The 22,742-nt window shown below is 62.0% G+C and carries 25 protein-coding genes; 2 read left to right on the forward strand and 23 right to left on the reverse strand.

Translation table 11 applies throughout. From position 1 onward, the window contains the following. Positions 1-14: 14 nt before the first annotated feature. Positions 15-353 (forward strand): TraR/DksA family transcriptional regulator, encoded by a 339-nt coding sequence (locus MWU54_RS02115; protein ID WP_247080447.1) that lies wholly within the window; start codon positions 15-17, stop codon positions 351-353. Between the two features lie 274 nt (positions 354-627). Here the strand turns inward: MWU54_RS02115 and MWU54_RS02120 are convergent, their stop codons facing one another. From MWU54_RS02120 to MWU54_RS02220, 21 genes are all read right to left on the reverse strand, one after another. Then, positions 628-4,536 (reverse strand): glycoside hydrolase/phage tail family protein, encoded by a 3,909-nt coding sequence (locus MWU54_RS02120; RefSeq protein WP_247080448.1) that lies wholly within the window; start codon positions 4,534-4,536, stop codon positions 628-630. Positions 4,537-4,541: 5 nt separating this feature from the next. Continuing rightward, the gene (locus MWU54_RS02125) at positions 4,542-4,985 is read right to left on the reverse strand and encodes a peptidase (protein WP_247080449.1); all 444 of its coding nucleotides are present in this window, start codon (positions 4,983-4,985) and stop codon (positions 4,542-4,544) included. Then, the gene (locus MWU54_RS02130) at positions 4,982-5,869 is read right to left on the reverse strand and encodes a DUF2163 domain-containing protein (RefSeq protein WP_247080450.1); all 888 of its coding nucleotides are present in this window, start codon (positions 5,867-5,869) and stop codon (positions 4,982-4,984) included. The genes MWU54_RS02125 and MWU54_RS02130 overlap by 4 nt, the downstream gene beginning before the upstream one ends. Beyond that, complete coding sequence (locus MWU54_RS02135; RefSeq protein ID WP_247080451.1) at positions 5,869-6,489, reverse strand: DUF2460 domain-containing protein; 621 nt, start codon at positions 6,487-6,489, stop codon at positions 5,869-5,871. The genes MWU54_RS02130 and MWU54_RS02135 overlap by 1 nt, the downstream gene beginning before the upstream one ends. A gap of 12 nt (positions 6,490-6,501) precedes the next feature. Continuing rightward, positions 6,502-7,152 carry a phage tail tape measure protein gene (locus MWU54_RS02140; RefSeq protein ID WP_247080452.1) on the reverse strand — a complete coding sequence of 217 codons (651 nt, stop codon included), beginning with the start codon at positions 7,150-7,152 and terminating at the stop codon, positions 6,502-6,504. Beyond that, positions 7,139-7,348, reverse strand: coding sequence for a rcc01693 family protein (locus MWU54_RS02145; RefSeq protein ID WP_247080453.1), 210 nt, complete (start codon positions 7,346-7,348; stop codon positions 7,139-7,141). The genes MWU54_RS02140 and MWU54_RS02145 overlap by 14 nt, the downstream gene beginning before the upstream one ends. Next, complete coding sequence (locus tag MWU54_RS02150) at positions 7,345-7,665, reverse strand: gene transfer agent family protein (protein ID WP_247080454.1); 321 nt, start codon at positions 7,663-7,665, stop codon at positions 7,345-7,347. Before MWU54_RS02150 ends, MWU54_RS02145 begins: the two co-directional genes overlap by 4 nt. Positions 7,666-7,668: 3 nt before the next feature. Beyond that, a complete protein-coding gene (locus MWU54_RS02155; protein WP_247080455.1) occupies positions 7,669-8,085 on the reverse strand; it encodes a phage major tail protein, TP901-1 family in 417 nt (138 codons plus the stop codon). A 36-nt stretch (positions 8,086-8,121) separates the two neighbouring features. Beyond that, positions 8,122-8,532, reverse strand: coding sequence for a DUF3168 domain-containing protein (locus MWU54_RS02160; RefSeq protein WP_247080457.1), 411 nt, complete (start codon positions 8,530-8,532; stop codon positions 8,122-8,124). Continuing rightward, the gene (locus MWU54_RS02165; RefSeq protein WP_247080458.1) at positions 8,529-8,864 is read right to left on the reverse strand and encodes a head-tail adaptor protein; all 336 of its coding nucleotides are present in this window, start codon (positions 8,862-8,864) and stop codon (positions 8,529-8,531) included. The genes MWU54_RS02160 and MWU54_RS02165 overlap by 4 nt, the downstream gene beginning before the upstream one ends. After that, positions 8,861-9,454 carry a hypothetical protein gene (locus tag MWU54_RS02170; protein WP_247080459.1) on the reverse strand — a complete coding sequence of 198 codons (594 nt, stop codon included), beginning with the start codon at positions 9,452-9,454 and terminating at the stop codon, positions 8,861-8,863. Before MWU54_RS02170 ends, MWU54_RS02165 begins: the two co-directional genes overlap by 4 nt. 168 nt (positions 9,455-9,622) lie before the next feature. Continuing rightward, entirely contained in the window at positions 9,623-10,804 is a 1,182-nt protein-coding gene (locus MWU54_RS02175; RefSeq protein ID WP_247080460.1) for a phage major capsid protein, read from the reverse strand. A gap of 28 nt (positions 10,805-10,832) precedes the next feature. Further along, positions 10,833-11,375 (reverse strand): HK97 family phage prohead protease, encoded by a 543-nt coding sequence (locus MWU54_RS02180; protein WP_247080461.1) that lies wholly within the window; start codon positions 11,373-11,375, stop codon positions 10,833-10,835. 14 nt (positions 11,376-11,389) lie between these two features. Continuing rightward, positions 11,390-11,617: a hypothetical protein gene (locus MWU54_RS02185; RefSeq protein WP_247080462.1), complete on the reverse strand. Its 228-nt coding sequence runs from the start codon at positions 11,615-11,617 to the stop codon at positions 11,390-11,392. After that, on the reverse strand, positions 11,610-12,782 hold the full coding sequence (locus MWU54_RS02190) for a phage portal protein (RefSeq protein ID WP_247080463.1): 1,173 nt from the start codon (positions 12,780-12,782) through the stop codon (positions 11,610-11,612). Before MWU54_RS02190 ends, MWU54_RS02185 begins: the two co-directional genes overlap by 8 nt. Before the next feature lie 270 nt (positions 12,783-13,052). Further along, on the reverse strand, positions 13,053-14,408 hold the full coding sequence (locus MWU54_RS02195) for a terminase family protein (protein ID WP_247081023.1): 1,356 nt from the start codon (positions 14,406-14,408) through the stop codon (positions 13,053-13,055). Next, the gene (locus MWU54_RS02200; protein ID WP_247081039.1) at positions 14,344-14,685 is read right to left on the reverse strand and encodes a hypothetical protein; all 342 of its coding nucleotides are present in this window, start codon (positions 14,683-14,685) and stop codon (positions 14,344-14,346) included. The genes MWU54_RS02195 and MWU54_RS02200 overlap by 65 nt, the downstream gene beginning before the upstream one ends. Positions 14,686-14,931: 246 nt before the next feature. Further along, positions 14,932-15,675, reverse strand: a complete 744-nt coding sequence (locus MWU54_RS02205; RefSeq protein WP_247080465.1) for a sulfite exporter TauE/SafE family protein — start codon at positions 15,673-15,675, stop codon at positions 14,932-14,934. 27 nt (positions 15,676-15,702) lie between these two features. Then, positions 15,703-16,863: an endolytic transglycosylase MltG gene (gene mltG / locus MWU54_RS02210; protein ID WP_247080466.1), complete on the reverse strand. Its 1,161-nt coding sequence runs from the start codon at positions 16,861-16,863 to the stop codon at positions 15,703-15,705. 3 nt (positions 16,864-16,866) lie between these two features. Further along, a complete protein-coding gene (gene fabF, locus MWU54_RS02215; protein WP_247080467.1) occupies positions 16,867-18,129 on the reverse strand; it encodes a beta-ketoacyl-ACP synthase II in 1,263 nt (420 codons plus the stop codon). 156 nt (positions 18,130-18,285) lie between these two features. Further along, entirely contained in the window at positions 18,286-19,092 is an 807-nt protein-coding gene (locus tag MWU54_RS02220) for a glycosyl transferase (protein ID WP_247080468.1), read from the reverse strand. Between the two features lie 211 nt (positions 19,093-19,303). Here MWU54_RS02220 and rsgA point away from each other — a divergent pair, with 211 nt between their 5' ends. After that, positions 19,304-20,326 (forward strand): ribosome small subunit-dependent GTPase A, encoded by a 1,023-nt coding sequence (gene rsgA, locus MWU54_RS02225; RefSeq protein ID WP_247080469.1) that lies wholly within the window; start codon positions 19,304-19,306, stop codon positions 20,324-20,326. Positions 20,327-20,376: 50 nt separating this feature from the next. Here rsgA and MWU54_RS02230 read toward each other — a convergent pair whose 3' ends face one another. Beyond that, the gene (locus tag MWU54_RS02230; protein WP_247080470.1) at positions 20,377-21,540 is read right to left on the reverse strand and encodes a M20 aminoacylase family protein; all 1,164 of its coding nucleotides are present in this window, start codon (positions 21,538-21,540) and stop codon (positions 20,377-20,379) included. 26 nt (positions 21,541-21,566) lie between these two features. Beyond that, positions 21,567-22,736 carry a M20 aminoacylase family protein gene (locus tag MWU54_RS02235; protein ID WP_247080471.1) on the reverse strand — a complete coding sequence of 390 codons (1,170 nt, stop codon included), beginning with the start codon at positions 22,734-22,736 and terminating at the stop codon, positions 21,567-21,569. Between the last annotated feature and the right edge of the window lie 6 nt (positions 22,737-22,742).

A 22,742-nucleotide genomic window follows, 5' to 3' on the forward strand; every position in this document is an offset into this window, starting at 1 on the left:
CGGGGATCAACACCATGGATGAAACGCAACGGGCGCTGTTTCTTGACGTGATTGGGCGGAAACTTGCAGAGCTGGATCAAGACGACATGCTGGGCAAAGACAGTCAGGCGGTTGTGTCACTGGATCAGCAGGCGGTCGGGCGTTTGTCCCGGCAAGATGCCTTGCTCAGTCAATCCATGGCCAAGGCGACGCAGGCCAGTCGCGACGCGATGCGCGTGTCACTCAAGCGCGCATTGCAGCGCCTTGACGACGGCGAGTTTGGCTATTGTGACGATTGCGGAGACGAGATCGCCCAAAAGCGGCTTGAGCTGGATCCCACCGCGTCCCGCTGTATCAGCTGTGCGTCGGGCTGACACATCCACCCTTTCAGCGCCTTCAACATTGTAAGCCACGCATCGAGTTCTTCGACCGACTGAAACCCGGCAGCGCTGCGCCGGTCGCGCTGCAATGCGACCGCCAAGAGGCTCCCGTCACCCAGTGTTGGATGCGCGTGACCATGGGTGGTCTGGTACCGCGCCGCGCAGGTCGCCGCGCGCAACAGGTCGCGCGCGACACGCGGTTGATCCGCCACTGGCGTTGCCGCCACAACAGCCACGGACGCCAACATATCGTTGTAAATCACCGGCTTCACGGCACAACACTCACCGCCGCAAACGGTCCCGGACCAAACCGGGCAGAGCGTTGTGCAACCTCGCACGTCCCACCCCCGGAAAACCCGTCTTCGACCTGCATCGCGGCGGTGTAGGTCCAGCCGGATGTGCCCACGTCCAGCGTGCGCAAAAGGGTTCCGCCGCTGTCCCTGACCCGAATGACATAGGCCTCGCTGTCCTCTGCCAACGGGATATCGGCCAGGTCCCACGCATCCGCGTCCCGCCGCGACCGCCGGATCCATGTCAGGTTCAGATCAGGCCCGCTCCATACAGCGCGCAGATGCACCGGGCTGTAGGGGCGCAGGCCATTGCCCGCGAACGCATGCACTTGATGCACATAGGACGCGTGATCGTAAGCCTTGCTTGCAGGACCAATCCGGTAATGGCGGTTTTGCCCGCGCAGCGCCGACGCAAGGGTCAATTGCTGAGGCCCGGCATCAAGCAAGACAAAATACGCCCCGGCCGGCAAAACCATTGGTGCAATCGCATCCGTGCCGAGTTGCCCACGCAGCAGATACGACAACCGCCACGTATCGGGATCAATAAGTGTAGCATCCCGAAACTGGATCACCTCCCAACCATCAACCGACCCGCCCCCGATTGCCGCAAGGTTGCCACCGGCAAGAAACGCAACGTCTCCAATCGATGACAGCGCGCCGCTTGTCAGCTTGACATCCAGCACCGATCCACGATCCGGCACCCCCGAAGGCGCACTTCGGATATCAGACACAGTGACACCAATGGTCGACGCGGTCGGCACGAGCCCGTTCAACCCGTATCCCGCATCTTCTGCCGCGTCATAAACGGCGACTTCTCCGGGCCACGGGTCCGCCGTGAGTGCCAGATACGGCGCATGTGGCACCTCATCCCCGGTGATCAACGGCAGGTCGAGAAACAGGGGAAGCACAGGGCCAGTGGCCTGAAACCGGCTGGACGGCGTTGGATCGTCAGGAAAATCCGACGGACGATAGACATCAGGCTCAATGCGCACAGCCTCCACCAGTTGATGCGTCGTCAACTCGACCCGATCAATGCGCGCGGTTACTGCCCCCTGCGGATCGGGCAGCTTCACCACATCCCCGGCCCCCAGCGTATCCTTCGACAAAGGCAGTGCAAAGCGCACCGCATCCCGCGACACACGCGCTTCGGCCAGCCACCGTTCGACCGATTGTCGCCCCTCCGGACGCGTCAGCAACAACGGCACTTCGCTTTCGGCCACGGCATGGGTTTGCTCGTCCGGCAAAACGGCTTCTTCGGCAATGTTCCGGTAATCACCGTCGGCCTCGACAAAGTTCAGACGCACCCGGCCCGACATCTCGGCTTCGGAACTCCGGGACTGAACCGCCTCGGACCCAAGGTCGTCATGCAAGGCCAGGTCTTCCGGTATCAGCGTCGTCACCTGCGCCGCGGTTCTGTTTCGAAACAGCAGCACGCCGTCGCGTTCGATCGCGTCAAACCCGTAGGCCATCATCAAGGGCTGCAACGCACGCCGCGCATCCGAAACATCGGGCGCAAGGTAGCCCCGCACAAACCCGTAAAGCGCACTGACATCGAAGGCTGACAGGCCAGAGCGTTCGCAAATCTCGGTCACAACCGACGCTAGTGTGCGCCCCGACACGCGCCCGTTGATCCAGTGACCGCGCCTGAAATTCGGCCCGTCCGACCACATCTCGTCTACATTCGGAAACCACGGATACGGCCGCGCGTCCCAGGCCCAGACAAACACCCGCCCCATGTCGATCATCGGGGCATTGTACACCGTCGACACCGGGTTGTGCGCGGGATTGCTCCAGTACCGCGTCAGGGCACGGAGGTATTGCCGTTGGATCAGCTCATCGCGCATGCCGTTCGAATGCACAGGCAACGTGCTTTCCGAGCTCTTGGGATCAATGAACTTGTTGGGCTCATTCGTGCCTTTATCGACGGCGGCACACCCGATTTCGGTAAACCAGATCGGTTTGGATTGCGGCACCCAGTCCGTCGCCACGGCGTCGCGTTGACCGTTGATACGATTGTGGTGCGGCTGGGACCACCAGTTCAGGATATCCTTGTAGCGATAGACCCACGGCTCATTGTGCGCCCCATCGGTGATCGCAACGCGGTTCTGCGCGTCCCGGTCTTCGCGCGACGGATAATACCAATCATACCCCTCGCCGCCCGCAACATTGGCTTCCAGATAATCCAGGTTATAGATCGACCCCCAATCGGCATCCGCGTGATCATCCCCGTCGCGCCAATCCGACAATCGCATGTAATTGTCGATCCCGATGAAATCGATATTCGGGTCGGCCCAGAGCGGATCAAGATGGAAATACACATCCCCGCTGCCATCAGTTGGCTGATAGCCGAAATATTCCGACCAATCGGCAGCATACCCAATCTGAACATCCGAGCCGAGGATCGCCCGGCACTCCGCCGCCAGCGTCCGCAACGCGTCGACTGCCGGGAACCCCGCGGCGCCGCGCAACTGCGTCAGGCTGCGCATTTCCGACCCGATGCAAAACGCCGTCACCCCGCCGGCCAGCGCGCACAGATGGGCCTGATGCAGAATGAACCGGCGATAGCTCCATTCAGTCGGGCCGGAATAGACAATCTCGTCCTCTTCGATGGCGAAGTCCTCCACCGACACCGATCCGAAAAACGCGGCAACCTGATCATCTATGTCGGAGGTTCCAGTCACGTCGCCCGGTTGCCCCGGCGCGACCGACGCCGTAATCCGTCCCCGCCACGGCAGTTTCGGTTGATCGCTGTTCCCTGACCACGGATCCGGCAATCCGTTATCCGGCATCTGCTCCATCAGGATGAACGGATAGTAAACCACGTCCAGCCCCTTGGCCTGCATGTCGCGGATCGATTGGACCACCGACGCGTCACAAGGCGTGCCACCATAGACCGGACGTCCCTCTTCAACCGGAACCAGACCGGCATCCGACCGCACCAGACCGTTGACCACCCACGGCATGTCCGTGCTGTCGACTTCGGTCTGCTCGACCTTGGGCTGGATCTCACAGGAGCCACACCGCAGATCAGAGCCAAACCAGCTCACAACCAAAGACACTGCACCGCAATCGGGCACTTCATCCTGCAAATGCTTGAGCGATGTGACAAAATCCGGCCGATCAGACGGGCTGTTCACGTTCACAACCTGCGACCGCCCCGCCCCGGCATCAAGGCTCACGGGCTCCGTGGCCAGCGAATACTCCCCGGTTCCCGGGATCAGGGCCACCGCTCGAAGATTGAACGGCACATCTTCGGGGTCCTCCTGAACCGGTCGGGTGACTTCGAAACTGAATTGCGGCACGCGGTTTCCGAACCGCGCCAGATCCAGATCTTCAAAGACAACATAGGCCGTTCCGCGATAGGCCGGGACCAATCCGATCCCTTCAACCGCTTCCATCTTTGGATCCGGTAATTGATCGCGCGAGCCCGGATAGACCCGCATATTCAGATCAAAGATCGAAATCTCGGCACCGTCAGCCCAAAGACGATTCACCGATGTGATTTCGCCCTCGCACAACGCAACCGCCAAGCTGACCGAATAGGTATATTCCTTGATCGTCGGCTGCCGTGACGCGCCTTTGCCGCCACCACCAGACTTGGACACGTTCTCTTTGAACTGCGTCGCCCAGATAATGTGCCCGCCAACCCGCATCCGACCATAGGCCTGCGGCACGGGCTGTCCTTCGCCGGCCGTGCTCAACCGCAACCGATCCAACCGCCCGGTCTCAATCGTCTGCGCGCCGGCACCAAGAATGCGCTGATCAATCGCCCGACCAAGCGTTGCACCCGCAAACCGCCCAACCGCACTCATCGACAGCCCAAGCACCGACCCGCCAATGCTGCTGCCCAGCGCAGCTCCGGCGGCTGAAAGAACCAAAGTCGCCATATGCGCTATTCCTTATGTTCAACTGGAAAGGCAAACCGCGCCACACAGCGCCGTTGCCAGGGAAGGCTCATGGAGGTTTCCACAACCCCATGTCCCGAATACGCATGAACAAATCTGGCCTGCGGACCGATCACGGTCTGGATGCCCAGATGCTTGGCCACCGACGCGTCCCGCATGCGAAACAGCACAACGTCTCCAACGGCCTCGTCGTAAAGATCCTTGCCCGGCATGTGCCGCGACACCGCCGTTAACAGGATTTCCTGTCCCTGCGGTTCCGCCCAATCCTCGGTATAGACCGGCACATCCGACGGCTCACAGCCGAACAGATCGCGCCACACGCCCCGCAAAACCCCAAGACAATCCGCACCGGCCCCCTTCACGCTGGCCTGGTGCACATACGGCGTCCCAACCCAGCTGCGCGCGCAGTCCGCGACATCCACTCCGGTCATCTCAGGCTGCCTCCGGTCCGGGATCGCGCCATGGTCGGGTGAATAAGGATCCATTCTTCCTGCGGGATGTCAGGAAACCCTTGAAAATTCAGCGCATTGTCGAACTTTTCCCGGCAGGTCTGAAACCGCTTGTCGCACCCGGCGATCAACGTCACTGCGTCTCCGGCAGCGATGGCCGCGCGCAACGGCTCCCACAGATCAATTTGCCGCGTTCCGTTCTCAAACAGAATGTCGCGCTTGATCGTCCCCCAAAGCCCTGCCGCCTGCCCGGTCGTGACCGACACCCGCCCGCGTTGAAACCATCCGGCGTCAAACCCATCCGTGCCAGACAGGATCAGCGATCCGCCGTCGGTGACATCATCAACACGCACATCAACGGAATAGCGCGGGTCACTGGTGTCAACGCCACAGGCCGCATCCCCAAGCACGGACAGACACGGCGCTTGAAACACACGGCCCACGGGCCGGTTCAGCCACTCCGTCAAACCGCGCAATTCTGCGGTAAATGCCCCACCCGTTCGGGTGATCTCTCCCAAGGTTCCACGAAACAGGATCTTGCGCGCGTCCTCATCAGCCCAGTTGACCAACCACGCCGTGACCTCCGCCCCGTCGAACCGACCGGCCGCGATATCCGCGTCCGATACCGCGCTGTCGCGCAACGCACCAATGGCTTCCGAATTGTCGACCGCCAACCCGGTGCCCTGCTGCAACGCAGCTGCGGACAGCCCCGTATCAGCCCGAAACACCAGATCGTCGAAACTCAGGTCCAGATCGTGATCCGTGAATCCAAAGCGCCGCCCATCCTTGCGCCGCACCTCCCAGCACCGCGCAACCGTGGTCAAACCCGTCGCCAAATGCGCGCCCAGCGCCTCCGCGCCCGGCATCAGACCCGCACCTCGATCACAGGCACATCCGGGACGTCCCCCGCCTGGAACGTCGCCGCAGAGGTGTGAATGTGATCCGTGTCGAACCGCACAGGCACATCAAATTCGAACCCGGCAGTCACCGACACACCCGCAAAGGGTTCGGCAAAAAACGTCACCTCACCCGTCGCAGCATCCACAACAAAGTCATCCCCCGCGACCTGCTCAACCCCATCCAGCGCAATCCGCACCGTTCCCTCGACCGGCTTTGCAACAGGCCGCGCATAATCGGCATAGGCTTTCACCAACGCAAACGTCGCCTGCACCCCATCCCCCGTGCCGATCACCTGATCCGTAGCCGAAACCGCTTCGGACGGCTTGCAAGACTTGAAATCTGACCAGTCCTTCCACCGAAACCCGTACATCTGCCCTCGCCGCGCCTCGAAAAACGCGATGAGCGCGTCGATGTCGTCCATCGACCGCAACCCGATCCCCGCATCATACCGCCTGCGCGAATGCGCCCACGGCGTATTCCGCTCTTCAAAGCCGCTCGCCAGCGTCACCACGTCCGTGCGCCGCTCTGGCCCGCCAATGGACCCAAAGCTCAACGCCGTCGGAAACCTCACTTCATGGAACTGCATGATAAAAACTCCTCAAAGGTTCCGCTGACCCGATCCCAGAACACGCCCCATGTGCGCCGCGATCTGGCTTTGCGACCGCCGGAAACTCTGCGCATCCGGGGTCGAGATGTTCATCACCACGTTCACCGGACGCCCCCCGCCACCAGAGCGCACACCCAGCTTGCCATCCGGCCCGCGTGCCAGCGGCATGATCGCCTCTGGACCAGCCTCTCCCATCAACCCCATACCGCCACGCATCGGGAACGTCGTCGGCCCGTTCACCACGCCGCCATCCGCAAACGGCATCACCCGGCCCTGGCTAAAGCTTCCCCCGTTCGCAAACGGCAACAGATTCCCGATCCCCTGCATCACCATCCCGCTCAGATGCTCTTTCACCGGATTGACCGCCGCCTTGTAGGACGCCCCGATCATTGACTTCGCGATCCCGCCCAGCGCATCCGACAGCTTCATCCCGTCGAACACCACACCATCAATCGCCCGGCTCAACCCCCGGTTCAAAGCGCCTTCCAGCTTGGCCGCCCCCTTGCCCGTGTCCGACAAGGAGTCCCTGACCTTCGCCATCTCGGTCTGAAATCCGCCCGCCATGCTGGTCGCGCCGACCAATGCGTCGCTCAAGGCATCCACCTGCGCCTCGAACCCGTCCAATGCGTCAATCTCGATCATCACCCGTCCCTTTCGTCCTGTCCGGATACGCCGCCATCAGCGCGTCCAACCCGTCCCGCCGCAGCGGGGATGCGCCGCTTTCCGTGCCGATCAGCAACAAAAGCTCCGCCGGGGTCAGCGCCCAAAATTCATCGGGCTTCAACCCAACCCCACGCATCCCCGCGCGCATAAGCGAGGGCCAGTCAAACCGGCTCATGTCTCTGCAATCGGCGTGAACGCCCGCGCCAGCAACTCCGCCGCCACCCGCGCCGCCATCAAAGGCCCGCCTTCGATCTCGACCGCCAGCAAATCCCGCGCCGAACCCTGCCAGCCACCGCCGCGCAAACCCGCCACGATCAACGCCAGCACATCCCGGCTGGAACACGCGCTGCTCTCGAACCGCGCCACCAGATCGACAAGCGACCCCTCACCAAGCCCCGCCTCAAGCTCCGCCAGCGCCCCCAGCGTCAGCCGAAGCACCCGTGGCTCCCCGTCCAACACCAACGTCACCTCTCCACGCCAGGGGTTCGTCATCGCCTACACCGCCGCCGTAAAGGTCACGGCCCCGGCCGACGCCAGCGACAACTCATACGTCGCCTCGCCATTATGCGACCCGGCATATTCCAGCCCCGTCACCTGAAACGGCGCTTCCACGACCCCAAAGTCGGGAATAATCACCTGAAACCCCGGCGTTTCACTGTCGAAGAAAATCTGCCGCGCCCGCGCATCGGTGCCTGCGTCCTTGAACACGCCCGCCCCCGAAATCCCGACACTGCGCACCCCCGCGCCCGCCAGCAATTCACGCCACCCGCCTTCGCTTTCCAACGATGTCACATCCACCGTTTCCGCGTTGAAACTCACCCGCGTCGCCCGCAACCCCGCAAGGGTTTCAAACGTACCGCTGCCATCCACATCGACCTTGATCAAAAGGTCTTTCCCGTTCTGAGCACCCATCGCCCACACTCCTGTCTAAGAAACCCGCGACGCGCCTCAGCCGTCGTCTTCCACCCGCGCCCGAAAGATCAGATCGACCCGCCGCCGCCCGGCCTTTTCCCGTTGCGCCTGCGCCCGCTTGAAGTTCAGCGCCACAAGCCGCCCCCGCTCCAAAACCATGTCCGCATCGATCAACGCATCACACACCGCCGCCGACACCTCTTTCGCGCCCTGAAACCCCGCATCGTCCGAGATCACGGACACCGCGAATTCATGCCACGCTCCACGCCCGGTCTTGTCACTCGCGTCCAAAGCCTTCTCCGGCCCCAGCGCGATATACAAATCCGGCAACCGCCCCTTGGGCACCGCGTCGTAAATCTTGTTGCCCACCAGATCACCGACACCCGGATCATCGCGCAAAACCTGGTACACCCCGGCCTGCAGCGCCGCCGCCACCGCGTAACTCATGTCGCCACCTCCTCGTCACACAGACACATCAGAAACCGCGCCTCCGGGTCCGCCTCCGTGACCGAATTGATCCGGAACACCCGTGTGCCATCCCGAAACCTCTGCTCCGGCAAAGGCCGCGCCGAATGGCCCTGCGCCGCGGCCCGCACCATGATCCGAAACCCCGTGACAGACACCTGACCCGCCTCGCCAAGGCTCTCTCGCCCGGACCGGGGCTTCACCTCACCCCAAACAGTCCCAAGCGCCTCCCAGCTTTCATGCTGGCCGCCCGCCCCATCCGGCACAGCGACCAACCGCTCCAGCACCAGCTGCGATGTCAAACGACGGCTCATGCGCCAAACCCCAGCCGCATGGGACGATACCGCGCAATCAGACTGGTCACGCCAAATGGCATGCAGCCCGCGCTCAACGCCGTTTCATCCCGGTATTCATGGTAATGCGCCGCCAGCAGCATCACCGCCTGCGCCAGATCAGCCGGCAAATCCCCAAACGCTGCCGCCATCCCGGCCTGAAACCGCACCTCGACGCTCCCATATTCCGGCACCGGCGGCAGAACTGTGCCAACCGGGCGCAAGCAGGGCGCATCCGCGTCCGCCGCCAAAACATAGCGATCCGCGTCCACAACCGTCCCTGCGCCGACCCGGTCCACCAGCGTCACCTGCGTGACCGCACCCACCGGCGCAATCGGCAGCACCTGCCCGGTCACATCCCGCCACCGCTGCAAACTGCACAGAAAGTCCCGCACGATCAGCGCCTTGCCCGTCCGCGCCTCAACCGCCGCAATCGCCGCCCGCAGAAATCCCAGCAGCAGATCGTCCTGCAAACTGTCCTCTGCAAACCCGCTCCCCAGCCGCAAATGCTCCCGCAACCGCGCCACCGGCAATGCCGCATCAGGTATCTGGCTTTCTTCAATCAAATACATCTTCTTCTCCGCAAACCTGTCCCTGCATCCTCGGCCCGAGGAAGGGTCGGACGCGCACCACCGCCGTTGCTCGGACGGAGGAGAGCGGCTAGACAACGCCAGTCACCGGCGCGCGCCCCATGGGAAGGACAGCCCGCAAACTGCCCCGCCCATGTCCACCAATGGCCCTTAGGCCGTGGCGAAGCGCAGCAGCTTGATCGCCGCAAAATCGCTCACATCACCGCCCACACGCTTGGTCGCGTAGAACAGGACATGCGGCTTGGCGCTGAACGGATCGCGCAGCACGCGCAGGTCCGGGCGTTCGGCAATGGTGTAGCCCGCGCCGAAGTCGCCGAACGCAATCGCGTCCTCGGCCGTCCCGATGTCCGGCATGTCCTCGGCAATCAGCACCGGATAGCCCAGCAGTCGCGCAGGCTCACCGCTGGTAAACCCGTCCGACCACAGATGACGCCCATCCGCGTCCTTCAGCTTGCGCAGCGCACCAGCGGTCTTGGAGTTCATCACAAACGTCGCATTGGCCCGGTATTCAGCCCCCAGCGCATAGACCAGTTCGATCAGCGCATCACCGTTGCCGATGTCCCCGTCCACACCTGTGGGCACGTAACCAAGGTTGCCCCAGACCCAGACGTCATTGTCCACCGCCGGATGGTTCAGAATACCGCGCGGCTTGTCCGCACCGTCGCCCGTGATGAACGCACCCGCCTCGGCCCGTGCAAACGTGTCCGCAATACGCCCCGCCAGCCAGGTCTCGATGTCAAACGCGGTGTCATCCAGAAGACGCTGTGACGCCTTCGGCATCGCGCTCAACTCGTGCAGCTTGATGGAGATACGATCAATCGTCGGCGTGCCCGTCTCGGTCCGCGCCGAAACCTCGTCCGCCCAACCGGCGCCGCCATTGCCCTGGTCGATCAGCACGTCATAACTCGACGCCTCGACATTCACGACAGATGCCACGGCCCGCAAGGACGCACTCGACGAGAGCACACCCTGAATGGTCTCCGATGTCACCGGATCCACCAAGAACCCACCATCGCCATTCACCGTGGTCGACATGGATTTCACATCCAGTTCCAGCCCACGCAGGCCATCATCATCCCCGGTGCGCAGATAGGCATCAAACGCCTCAAAATGCACATCCGTCTGGGCCACACCGCCCGCCAATACGGGGCGCGCCGCCCCAGCCGTTTTTCGATCAAGCATGCTCATCCGCTCTTCCTGTTCCTGTAGCTTTCGATTGAAGTCGTCCCGCTGGCGGCGCACATCGCCCACCAACCCTGCCAGCGCGGCCCCCACTTGGGTGAACGGAGACACATCTTCCCCGATCCGCGACTCTGTCCCGGTCTCACTCATCCCGATTTTCCCGTCTTGAAAGTGGCCCTTAGCCGTCCACCATTGCCTGTCGCGCATCCTCAATGAGACGCGCCACCTCTCGCAGCCCAGCCACCTCGGGGTCGTCCCCCTTGGCCGCCACCCGCGCACTGGGCAGCATCGGGAACGTCACCAAAGACACCTCCCAAAGCTCCAGTTCCGTCAGAACCCTGCGGCCCTGCTTGTCCTTTGTCGCGGCCTTCGTGCGATAGCCGATCGACAACCCGTCAATCGCGCCCGCCGCCACCAGCGCCGCCGCCTCGCGGCCCTTCTCGACACTCTCCAGAATGCGACCCTTCACATAAAGCCCGGTCGCATCCTCGCGCACCTCGTCCCAGACCCCGATAGGCTGCGCCGGATCATGCTGCCACAGCATCTTCACCGCGCGCCCGCTGTCAAACAATCGCTTCAACGACGCCGCGTAAGCCCCTGATGCTACGACGTCATTACCTTGATCACACTGTCCGAACCGCGATGCATAACCTTCGATCACACAGCCATCCGCAACCGTCACATCCGCCTCGAACGAACAAAACTTTCGTTCCAAATCCATCCCCAAACTCCCCTTCACGGCGTCACCTGAACAAACTTCAGAAAGACATCCGCCAGCACCGCAGCCGCGACGCCATAGACCGCCAGCCACACCCGCTTCTCCAACCGCTCGATCAATCCCTCGATCCGGTCCAGCCGCGCCGAGATCCCCTCGAACCGCAACTGCGTCATCCGCTCATGCGCCTCCAGCCGCAACGCTGGCGCACAATCAAACGGCTCATACCCTGTGCGCTGCTCACTCATCGGCCAGCACCGGCAGACCCAACAGGCTGCGCTTCTCCGCATCCGTCAAAAACGACGCGCCAGACACCCGCGCCCATTGCGCATCCCGCTCTGTCGCCAGCGCAGGCACCTGATCCAGGTCCGGCTTCAACACAAGCTCCTGCCCCACATGCCCCGACAACCACACCGACACCGCCGCCGACACCCGCGAAACCAGCGGCAACACCGTCAGCCGATAGAACGCCCGATGCGCCTCGGCATAATTGGCAAAGGTCGCCTCACCGGGAATCCCCAGCAACATCGGCGGCACCCCGAACGCCACCGCAATCTCGCGCGCCGCCGCTTCCTTGGTCTTCTGGAACTCCATGTCCGAGGGCGAAAACCCCATCGGCTTCCAGTCCAACCCACCTTCCAGCAGCATCGGACGCCCCGCATTCCGCGCGCCCATATGGTGCGACTCGATCTCGTCGACCAGACGGTCATACTGATCCGTCGCCATCCCAGACGCCCCATCCGTCCCGCGATACACAATCGCCCCGGACGGCCGCGCCGCATTGTCCAAAAGACCCTTCGACCACCGCGACGCCGCGTTATGCACATCCAAAGCCTGCGCCGCCGCCACCATCGGGCTCAGCCCATAGTGATCGTCCTGCGGATGAAACGCCTTCACATGACAGACAGGCCGCGCCCCATCGCCAATCAAAAACCGATGCGACTTGCCACCAACCCCGTACTCATAGGCCACAGGCCACCCATCCGGCCCCGGCACCAGCTTCATCCGATCCGACCGCAACACATGCAGCTCAGCGGGCACGCCCTCGCCAACAGCCTCAAAATACCCGTCCCCAGACAGCAAGAGCTGGCCATAGAAGGCCTCGAACAACTCCGCATGCCCCTGCGCCGGGTTCGGACGCCTGAGCAGGTCCAGCACCGGATGCACCTCATAGCGCTGCACCGCGTCCTGCAACACCAAAGGCACCGCCGCCGACGCCTCCGCAATCAGCTTCACCGCCCGAAACCCCACCGGGTTCCCGGTGAACCCCGTGCGCGTCAAAGACACGGTGTCCCGCGCCGACCACGCCACGCGCCCCATGTTCTGCCAGGACACAAGCGGCCCGGTCGCACTCGCCTTGGCCTCGGCCACACCTTCGTCCTTACGTTCCCGTCGAAAGACATTCCAAACCATGCCAAGCGCTCCTCGCATCTCTCTATTTTCCAGCGCGGTTGAACAGGTCTCTCGAACCCACCCAACCGCGCCGCGCCAAAGACCCAAGCCCCTAAAGGCCCCCGGCTTCCCCAGACACAGCATCCCCACGCACAGCCCGCGCCATCGCGGCTCTGCTCCCAAATGCTGATCTGTTTTCAATCCCTTGCGCGTCCCCGTCCCGCGCTTGCGTTCCGTCGATGAAACCAACCTACCCATCAAAGGTTAACGTGGGTTAAGTACACCGCACGGTCATCGCCCCAACGTGCGCACACGCGGCCTGCGCCACTCGGCAGCCCGCGCAATCACCAGATCCGTCAACGCCCAGACAAGCGCATCCACCCGGTCCGGGCTGCCCGTTGCCTGAAAGCCCGCACGCGTCATCTGGCTCATTTCATCCTCAAGCTCCGAAAACACGCCGTAATGCGCCACACGTCCCTGCTCGTACAACGCCGCCACAGGCTCCGCCCGCGCGCCCTTGGATTTCGACGCATGCACCCGGATCACAGGCACCATCGGATCAACCTGCCGCAACACGGTCTCCACCATGTCGCCACCCTGGTTGACCTCGGCCACCACAGCCTGCGCGCCCCAGCGTTCCGCCGCCGTGATCGCCCGCCGCGCCCAGACAAGGGGCGACACCCCCTGCACGCTGGCATCCTCCAACACAACCGCCCGCCAATCCTGCGGCGGCCCATCCGTCACCACACCGGCAACAACAATTCCACAAGCATCCGACCGCTTTGACGATCCCGCAGGCGGGTCCACCGCCACGACAATCCGGTCAAACTCCGGCAACCCCTCACAGCGCGCCGCCTCCAAGGTCTCCAAAGGCCAAAGCGCCCCGTCCACCTCGTCCAGCAAATCACCGTCCAATTCCTGCCGCGCCAACCGCGACCCGGCAAACCGCGCCCGCACCTCGTCCAGAAACGACGACGCCAGATAGGCCGCATTCGCCTCTGTCGGCGCGCGCGTCACAACCGTGGACGGTGACGCCAGAAGATCCTTCAAAACGCCCACATTGCGCGGCGTCGTCGTCACACACACCCGCGGATCATCACCCAGCCGCAGCGTAAACTGCAACATATCCCACGCCTCTTGCGCACGCGGCCACTTCGCCAATTCATCCACCCAAGCCCCGTCAAACTGCGGCCCGCGCAGCGATTCCGGGTTATGCGCCGAACACACAACCGCAACCGCCCCGTTGGGCCATTCCAGCATCTTGCGCGTCGCATGCCATTCCGGCATCCGATCCGGGGGCGAACAGGCCATGATCCCGCTATCGCCAAAAATCATCACTTCGCGCACCTGATCAACGGTCTCACCAACCAGCGCAATCCGCGAGCAACGTCCTGCATCCATCGGGCGCGCGCCTTCCACTTGCGCGCGCACCCATTCGGCACCGGCGCGGGTTTTCCCCGCGCCGCGCCCACCAAGGCAGACCCAATTGCGCCAATCGCCGTCAGGCGGCAACTGATGCGGATGGGCCCAGAACTCGAACAGGTACGGCAACGCCAAAAGCGCCCCCGGAACCTGTTCCAGATCACTCAGAAATGCGTCCCTCACGGCAGCATCTTCGGAGGCGATCCAATCGGCACCCGACAACATCGCGTGCCGCGTCGAGATCGAGTCCGTAGCTGCCACTGATCTTGGCAGTTTCCCGACGATGTCGAACAATGTGCACCTCCGTTTCCTTGGCGTGTTTCAACCAGGTGCGCAAATCGGTCAAAGCCTTGCCAGCCTCCCCCGAATGGCCCAAATCCCCGGCCTCAACCATCTCGCGCAGGCGCGTCACCATCTCTCGAATGGCCCGCAATTCCTGCGCTATGGCAACGCGCTCCGCTTCCAGCGCGTCACCCTCTTCATCTGCAGTTATGAGTACCAACTCAGTCCCCGCCTCCTGTGCTAAATGGATCTCCGTCCATCGATGCACCAGCAGGCCACGAAACGCTCCGCAGTCTGTAGATGCCTAGCAGGCACCAACCAATTGATCTGAAAACTGGAAACACCGCGCTAACGCGGCGCACGCCGCTTTAAGCACCGCGCAAGGGTTCGGCGCGCACGCCACAAAACCCATGAGTGCACCACAAAATAAAGGGATTCATCTTCCTGAAACCACACCGCGGAGCTCTCAGAAGACGCCCTTGCGCAACAGGTTCAATCCCAACAGCAGGAACACATACAGCAACACGCGTCGGAACCTGTCATTCGACATACGCGCCCTGATCCGCGCGCCCATTGCAAACCCCAGCAATGTCGGAACAATCAGCAACACAGACACCGTGGCAAGCTCGGCGGTCAACAATCCCTCGATCACGTATCCCGCCACAAGCGGCAGCGATCCGATGAAAATCAGCAACCCGGTGGCGCGCACGAATTCGTCCTTGGGCACCCGCCGCGCCGCTAGGTAAATCACTTGCGGTGGACCCCAAACCCCGGACAAGCCGCCCAAAACACCCGAAATCGTGCCAAACACAACCTGCCCGATCCGATCAAACCGATCCGGCAAGGCCGGCGCATCGAACCGGAGATTGACAATCGAAAACGCAACAATCGACACGCCAAGTGCCAGAAAGATCACCCGATCCGACACCTCGGCCGCCATCGACACCGTCACAAAAATGCTGACACCCAGCACTGCGGCAAACACCCAATAGCGCCGCAACGCTGGACCGATCTCGCCCACCTGCCAGACCTGCCAGGCGTTCGAGACAACCATCGGCGCAAGCGTCAGGGCAATGGCAACACGCGGATCAACGGTCAGCGTCAGAAAACTGATCGCCGCAGTCGGCAACCCGATCCCGACCAACCCCTTGATCGTACCTGCCACCACAAAAATCACCGCGCCCAAGGCGAATAGCTCGATCAGGCTCATGCCACCTCGCCCCCAGGATTCCGTGCATCAGTTGTCCCGCTGCGCCTCCAGCGCCCGGTACGCCGCCACATTCTCGTTATGCTCGGCCAAGGTCACCGCAAAGTTGTGCCCGTCCGCCGGGTTCAGCGTCTTGGCCACAAAGAAGATATACGGCGTCTCATCCGGGTTCAGCGCAGCCTCGATGCTCGCCCGCCCCGGGTTCGCAATCGGCGTCGGCGGCAGACCCGGAATGACATAGGTGTTCCACGGCGTCTCGGCCCGCAATTCGCTCTGCCGGATGCCGCGCCCCAGCACGCCCTGTCCCCGCGTAATGCCATAAATCACCGTCGGGTCGGTTTGCAGCCGCATACCCTGCCGCAACCGGTTCACGAACACGCTCGACACAAGGAACCGTTCGTCCTGGGTTCCGGTCTCTTTCTCGATGATCGACGCCATGATCAGCGCCTCTTCCGGGCTGTCATAGGGCAAGTCGTCCTGCCGGTTCGCCCAGGCCTCGGCCAGGATGCGCGCCTGCGCCTGCGCCATCCGGTCGATCAAGGCTGTCCGACTTTCGCCGGGGCTGATCTCGTAGCTGTCCGGCGCAAGCGACCCTTCCGGTGGGATCTCAGCCACCTCGCCTTCAAGGATATCAATCTGGCCCAATTCGTTGACGATCTGCCAGCTTGTCACACCTTCCGCCAAGGCGACGCGATATCGTGTGTCGGCTTCGGATTTAACCTGCGTGTACGCGTCCGGCGTGGCCTCTTCCTCGGGGTTGAACCCAACCACCTCGTCAAAGCGCCCCGTTGCCGGGTCCAGTTCGCGCACCTGCACCGTCATACGGTTGATGCCCACCCGGTACACCACTTCGGTCCCGCAGGTGCTGGCCCCGCCACGCGTGACAATCTCCACGATCTCGGACATCGACGCGCCTTCGGGCACCAGAAACGATCCCGCTTTCAACTGATCGGTTTTGCCCGCGTAATCCGCACCGATCCGCAACAAGGCGGCACTCGAAACCGCGCCACTGTCGGCAAGATCTTCAGACACGCGCCGAAAATTCGATCCGCGATCAACCTGAACGCAAATCGGCTGCTCCAGCGGACCTTCCGACACGTAGCTGTTTTGCCCCCAAATCAGCACACCGCCAAACAGGAAAACCAGAACAACCAGAAATGTCAGCGCATTAGAGGCAATATGCCGCCACATGGATCACCCGTCCAATCGACCGAAAACGACACTGGCATTTGTGCCGCCAAAGCCAAACGAATTCGACAGCGCATATTTGATCTCACGCTCGCGCTTTGCATTCGGGGCCAGATCAACGGCCGTCTCAACCGCCACATTGTCCAGGTTGATCGTTGGCGGCGCCACCTGATCTCGGATTGCGAGGATCGAGAAGATCGCCTCGATCGCGCCTGCCGCCCCCAGCAAATGCCCGGTGGCCGATTTGGTCGACGACATCGTCACCGATCCAGCCGCATCCCCCATCATCCGCTCAACCGCGCCCAGTTCGATCACGTCCGCCATGGTCGATGTGCCATGCGCATTGATATAATCAACATCCGCCGGAGCAATCCCTGCGTGGGTCAAAGCTGCCCGCATTGACCGCTCACCGCCCTCGCCATCCTCCGATGGGGCGGTGATGTGATAGGCATCACCCGACAGGCCATAGCCACACACTTCGGCATAGATCTTGGCACCCCGCGCCTTGGCGTGTTCATACTCTTCCAAAACAACAACGCCCGCGCCTTCGCCCATGACGAAGCCGTCCCGGTCTGCATCATAGGGACGGCTGGCCGTTTTGGGGTCATCCCCACGTTTGGTCGACAGCGCTTTGCACGCGTTGAACCCGGCAATCCCGATCTCGGAAATCGCCGCTTCGGCACCACCGGCGACCATCACGTCGGCATCGCCAAACATGATCAGCCGCGCCGCATCCCCAATGGCATGCGCTCCGGTGGAGCAGGCCGTGACGACCGCGTGGTTCGGCCCCTTGAAGCCGTATTTGATCGACACATTGCCCGAAATCAGGTTGATCAGCGCCCCGGGGATAAAAAACGGCGACACCCGGCGCGGACCTTTGTCACGGATCAGCAGCGCGGTTTCGGCAATGGAATTCAGACCGCCGATTCCGGAACCGATCATCACGCCGGTGCGCAGACGGCTCTCCTCGTCCTCTGGCATCCAATCCGCGTCCCGCACCGCCTGATGGGCGGCGGCCAGACCAAACTGGATGAACTCATCCACCTTTCGCTGTTCTTTCTTGTCGAGATAGGTATCGGGATTGAACGTGCCGTCCGACCCGTCGCCATACGGCACTTCGCAGGCATAGGTGGTGGCCAGGTGACTTGCGTCAAATTTCGTGATTGATCCCGCCCCGGACTGACCATCCAGAATGCGACTCCAGGATGCCTCAACACCGTCCGCCAATGGCGTCACAAGACCCAAGCCAGTTACCACAACTCGACGCATGCCTATGCCCTTCCCTCGAATGCTCTTGCCCGCTCATACCGCGTTCGCGCGCGCAGGGGCAAGAGCGCCCGGCACCACAATCCCGGCAAGTCCAACAGATTTTTCGGAGAAAAATCTGGCCGCTCTCTATTAAATTCTGGTGAAGCCCAGGATGATTTATGCCCAGTCTTCCCCAAGATCCTGCCGCGCCATGTCAACCCAATGCGCCTGAAGCCACGGTGTCGGCTTGGCATAGCGGATCAAGGACGCCCGATACCCGGCAATCGCTTCGGGCATCTTCGGCCGGCCGTGAAAACAAACAACCTTGGCCGCCGCAGGCAATTTTGCCGGATGCAGGTAATTGCCCGGGAACGGGTTGCAATCATACTTGAAACTCACCACCCAATCCTCTGGAATATAGGTGAAAATGCCGTTTTCCATTGCCTTGTGCGACGTATAGCGTTGCTCTGATCCACGCGCCGTCTCCACCTCCTGATACGGGTGCGCCGCCAGATCCTCGTACAAGAACCCATGCGCCGCCGGATCATACCGAAACACCGATCCGTGCCCGGTCGGCCGGCCCTTGCGCTTCTCGGTCCAGTCATGCCGCATGACGACATGCCCCGGTGCCAGCTCCAGCAGTTCATCCAGCGCCCCGGTGATCACCACGTCCAGATCAAATCCCAGAACGGGACCGGTCAAATCAGGAATAAGACCCGGCTTGAAAAGCGAAACCTTGCGCATCGCCCCCTGTCGGTTCGCAACTTTCAACGCATCGTTCATCGGCCCGGCAAATGGCTCGACCGGAAGATCCAGAATTTCGATATCAGGATGCAGGCCCGCCGCCTCTTCCGTCATACACAGGAACCGCACCGGCATGGACAGGTTGCGGCGCACGCCGGAATACAATCGGTTCACGTATTCCGGCCCGAACAACGTGCCCCATTTGATGCAGGCAACCGTGGCATGTGATGGCAAAGTCATGCGCTCCGCTTAGCAACGCGGCAGCAAAATGACCAGATGGCGCTTGTCGCACACAGCGCGACGCGATAGCTTTGCCCCATCGCAATCCCAGCGCAGGAGGGCATTATGGAGAATATGCGTACCCTGCGGGCGTCCGCTTGACCGGGCAGCCCGTTCGCAAATCTGCGCCCACCGTGGGCCAGACGCTGAACTCTGCGACAGGACACACCCATTGAAACGCTTTTCTCTTTCCGATCTTGGATGGTCGGACCATTTCGCGCGACAACTGACCGAAGACGACACGGCCCTTTCCCCGGCCCGCATCTCAGAGGTGCATCGCACCCAGGTTGCCGCCATAATGCCAGCCGGGGAAACCCGGCTGCACCCCACGGAACTCACCAGCGCCTATGCCGTTGGCGATTGGGTGCTAACGGATGGCACATCAGCCCTGCGGCGCCTGACCCCACAGACCGATCTGCACCGCAAATCCGCGGGGCACACCGCCTCAGAACAACGCATCGCGGCCAATGTCGACACGGTTGGCCTGGTGACAAGCTGCAACGATGAATTCAACGTGGCGCGTCTGGAACGGTATCTGGCCATCGCTTTGGCCTCGGGTGCATTGCCGCTTGTGATCCTAACCAAGGCAGATCTGACAGACGACCCCACCACGTTCAAAACCCGGGCCGAACGTCTGTCCCCCCTCGTGACCGCAATCACGGTGAACGCCAAGGACGCGGAGGATGTCGCGCGCCTGTCCCCGTGGTGCAGCAACGCGCAAACCCTTGCCCTGCTTGGATCATCCGGCGTCGGCAAAACAACCTTGCGCAACGCGTTAACCGGTGAATCCGCGTCCACGCAAACGATCCGCGACGACGACAGCAAGGGACGGCACACCACAACCCATCGCGCCCTGCGCCCAACCCTGACGGGCGGATGGTTGATCGACACGCCGGGCATGCGGGAATTGCAACTGTCGGGCACCGGGGACGGCATTGACGAGCTGTTCGAAGACATCGACACCCTTGCCGCGCAATGCAAGTTTTCGGATTGCGCGCATGCCACGGAACCGGGATGCGCCGTTAAGGCGGCTTTGCAGAGCGGTGATCTGGATCAGACCCGGTTTGACCGGTGGCAAAAGCTGAAACGGGAAGACCGCTACAATTCGGAAACGCTGGCGGACTCCCGGGCGCGTGACAAATCCTTCGGCAAGATGGTCAAAACCGCGATGGCAGACAAATCAAAACGGCGATAACGAAAACGGCGGGCAATTCTGCCCGCCGCTCTTCACAGGTTACGTTAAGATCACGCCGCAGGCATGCGTTTTTCCACAATTTCCGCCCACCATGAACACCCTGCCGGGATCGCATCGTCGTTGAAGTTATACTCCGGATGATGCACCGATGCAGAATCCCCGTTGCCAACTAGGATATACGCACCCGGTCGTTCTTCGAGCATGAACGCAAAATCTTCGCCGCCCATCGTGATCGGCTCTTCTTGACACACCCCTGACACCGACCGCGCCACTTCTGAAGCAAATTCGGTCTGTTCCGGATGATTGACCATCGCGGGATAATTCCGGGTATAGGTCACGTCCGCGGTGCCGCCAAAGGTGGCGCAGATGCCGTTGCAAATCTCGGTCATGCGTGTCTCGGCCAGATCGCGCGTCTCGGGCGTCATGGTGCGCACGGTGCCCTTCAACGTCACCCGCTGCGGGATCACGTTGAACGCGTTAGACGATGTCTCGAAAGACGTGACCGACACCACGATCGGGTCCGCCGGAACCGCGTTGCGGCTGGCAATTGTCTGCAACGCCAGAACCGCATGCGCCGCCAAAACCGTCGTATCGACCGTTTCATTCGGTTTCGCCGCATGCCCGCCGCGCCCTTCAAGCACGATCTCGAAAAGGTCGGTTGCGGCAAAAAACACGCCGGGGCGGATGGCAAAATCTCCGACCGGCAGACCCGGCCAATTGTGCATCCCGTACACTTCCTGAATGCCCCAACGGTCCATCATGCCATCGTCGCACATCTCTTTCCCGCCGCCGCCGCCTTCTTCTGCGGGCTGGAAAATCACCACGGCGGTGCCGTCGAAATTGCGCGTTTCAGCCAGGTACTTTGCCGCGCCCAAAAGCATCGCCGTGTGGCCATCATGCCCGCAGGCATGCATCGCGCCGTCGGTTTTCGATGCATAGTCCAGACCGGTTTGTTCGTGGATCGGCAGCGCATCCATATCGGCCCGCAACCCGATGACTTTGCCTGATGTATCCGATTTGCCTTTGATCACGCCGACAACGCCGGTCCGGCCAATGCCGGTCACCACCTCGTCACAGCCAAAGGCCTGCAGCTTTTCCGCCACCATCGCGCTGGTGCGGTGGGTGTCGAACAGGATCTCAGGATGTTCGTGCAAATCACGCCGCCAGGTGGCGATTTCATCCTGTAGCTCAGCGAGTCGGTTCTTTACGGGCATTCTTTCTGCGTCCTTCTGATTGCGGTTCAGGATGCGCTTGGCATCCGTTGTTCGACAAGTTCGGCAAACCAGCTGCACCCGGCCGGGATTGCGTCGTCCGAAAAATTATAAGCCGGGTGGTGGCACATCGCCGTGTCCCCGTTGCCAAGGAAGATATAGGCCCCCGGTCGGGCTTCAAGCATGTATGAAAAGTCCTCGGCAGGCATGATCGGATCGACATTGTCGTCCACATCGCCTGCCACCGCGCGCGCTGCGTCAGCTGCATACGCCGTCTCTGCCGGGTGATTCACCGTGACCGGATAGCCCTCCTGCCAGTCCACCTCAGCGCGCGCCCCGAACCCGGATGCTATATCCTCGGCCAAACGCCGGATGCGCTGTTCCGCCTGCTTGCGGCAGTCCGCGTCCAGCGTCCGCACCGTCCCGCGCATCGTGACCTTGTCTGCAATCACATTCGACGCGTTGCTGTCGGTCTCGAACGTGCCCACCGTAACGACAACGCGCCGCACCGGATTGACGTTACGCGCCACAACCGATTGCAAAGCCACAACAATATGGGCTGCGACCAGCGTTGTATCCACCGCTTCATGCGGCGCACCGGCATGGCCTCCGTGCCCTTTCACGTGAATCTGAAATTCATCTGCCGAGGCAAGCAACGCCCCGGGCCGGATCGCAAACTGCCCCACCGGAAGACCCGGCGTGTTGTGCAGGCCGTACACCTCTTGGATGTTCCAGCGGTCCATCATCCCGTCATTGACCATCTCGCGCCCGCCGCCGCCGCCTTCTTCGGCAGGTTGGAAAATGAGCACAACAGTCCCGTCAAAGTTCCGCGTCTCGGCCAGATACTGCGCCGCACCAAGCAGCATCGCGGTATGCCCGTCATGCCCGCACGCATGCATCTTGCCGGGCACCGTGCTGGCATAGTCCAGCCCGGTCGTTTCCTCAATCGGCAATGCGTCCATGTCTGCCCGCAATCCTATCACGCGCCCGGACGTATCCGACTTGCCCTTGATCACGCCAACAACCCCGGTGCGACCGATCCCGGTGACCACCTCGTCCACACCAAAAGCCTTGAGTTTTTCCTCCACGAAAGACGCTGTTTCATGCACATCGAACATCAGTTCCGGATGCGCATGCAGATGACGCCGCCATTCGGTGATCTCGTCGGCCATATCCGCCAACCGGTTCTTGATAGGCATCCGCTT

The sequence above is a fragment of the Marivita sp. S6314 genome (assembly GCF_023015985.1).
Taxonomy (GTDB): Bacteria; Pseudomonadota; Alphaproteobacteria; order Rhodobacterales; family Rhodobacteraceae; genus Marivita.

Bases quoted from the DNA above. Each gene is read 5' to 3' on its own strand.
- MWU54_RS02115 (WP_247080447.1), top strand. From the start codon at position 15: ATGGATGAAACGCAACGGGCGCTGTTTCTTGACGTGATTGGGCGGAAA.
- MWU54_RS02120 (WP_247080448.1), bottom strand. From the start codon at position 4,536: ATGGCGACTTTGGTTCTTTCAGCCGCCGGAGCTGCGCTGGGCAGCAGC.
- MWU54_RS02125 (WP_247080449.1), bottom strand. From the start codon at position 4,985: ATGACCGGAGTGGATGTCGCGGACTGCGCGCGCAGCTGGGTTGGGACG.
- MWU54_RS02130 (WP_247080450.1), bottom strand. From the start codon at position 5,869: ATGCCGGGCGCGGAGGCGCTGGGCGCGCATTTGGCGACGGGTTTGACC.
- MWU54_RS02135 (WP_247080451.1), bottom strand. From the start codon at position 6,489: ATGCAGTTCCATGAAGTGAGGTTTCCGACGGCGTTGAGCTTTGGGTCC.
- MWU54_RS02140 (WP_247080452.1), bottom strand. From the start codon at position 7,152: ATGATCGAGATTGACGCATTGGACGGGTTCGAGGCGCAGGTGGATGCC.
- MWU54_RS02145 (WP_247080453.1), bottom strand. From the start codon at position 7,348: ATGAGCCGGTTTGACTGGCCCTCGCTTATGCGCGCGGGGATGCGTGGG.
- MWU54_RS02150 (WP_247080454.1), bottom strand. From the start codon at position 7,665: ATGACGAACCCCTGGCGTGGAGAGGTGACGTTGGTGTTGGACGGGGAG.
- MWU54_RS02155 (WP_247080455.1), bottom strand. From the start codon at position 8,085: ATGGGTGCTCAGAACGGGAAAGACCTTTTGATCAAGGTCGATGTGGAT.
- MWU54_RS02160 (WP_247080457.1), bottom strand. From the start codon at position 8,532: ATGAGTTACGCGGTGGCGGCGGCGCTGCAGGCCGGGGTGTACCAGGTT.
- MWU54_RS02165 (WP_247080458.1), bottom strand. From the start codon at position 8,864: ATGAGCCGTCGTTTGACATCGCAGCTGGTGCTGGAGCGGTTGGTCGCT.
- MWU54_RS02170 (WP_247080459.1), bottom strand. From the start codon at position 9,454: ATGTATTTGATTGAAGAAAGCCAGATACCTGATGCGGCATTGCCGGTG.
- MWU54_RS02175 (WP_247080460.1), bottom strand. From the start codon at position 10,804: ATGAGTGAGACCGGGACAGAGTCGCGGATCGGGGAAGATGTGTCTCCG.
- MWU54_RS02180 (WP_247080461.1), bottom strand. From the start codon at position 11,375: ATGGATTTGGAACGAAAGTTTTGTTCGTTCGAGGCGGATGTGACGGTT.
- MWU54_RS02185 (WP_247080462.1), bottom strand. From the start codon at position 11,617: ATGAGTGAGCAGCGCACAGGGTATGAGCCGTTTGATTGTGCGCCAGCG.
- MWU54_RS02190 (WP_247080463.1), bottom strand. From the start codon at position 12,782: ATGGTTTGGAATGTCTTTCGACGGGAACGTAAGGACGAAGGTGTGGCC.
- MWU54_RS02195 (WP_247081023.1), bottom strand. From the start codon at position 14,408: ATGTTGTCGGGTGCCGATTGGATCGCCTCCGAAGATGCTGCCGTGAGG.
- MWU54_RS02205 (WP_247080465.1), bottom strand. From the start codon at position 15,675: ATGAGCCTGATCGAGCTATTCGCCTTGGGCGCGGTGATTTTTGTGGTG.
- mltG (WP_247080466.1), bottom strand. From the start codon at position 16,863: ATGTGGCGGCATATTGCCTCTAATGCGCTGACATTTCTGGTTGTTCTG.
- fabF (WP_247080467.1), bottom strand. From the start codon at position 18,129: ATGCGTCGAGTTGTGGTAACTGGCTTGGGTCTTGTGACGCCATTGGCG.
- MWU54_RS02220 (WP_247080468.1), bottom strand. From the start codon at position 19,092: ATGACTTTGCCATCACATGCCACGGTTGCCTGCATCAAATGGGGCACG.
- MWU54_RS02230 (WP_247080470.1), bottom strand. From the start codon at position 21,540: ATGCCCGTAAAGAACCGACTCGCTGAGCTACAGGATGAAATCGCCACC.
- MWU54_RS02235 (WP_247080471.1), bottom strand. From the start codon at position 22,736: ATGCCTATCAAGAACCGGTTGGCGGATATGGCCGACGAGATCACCGAA.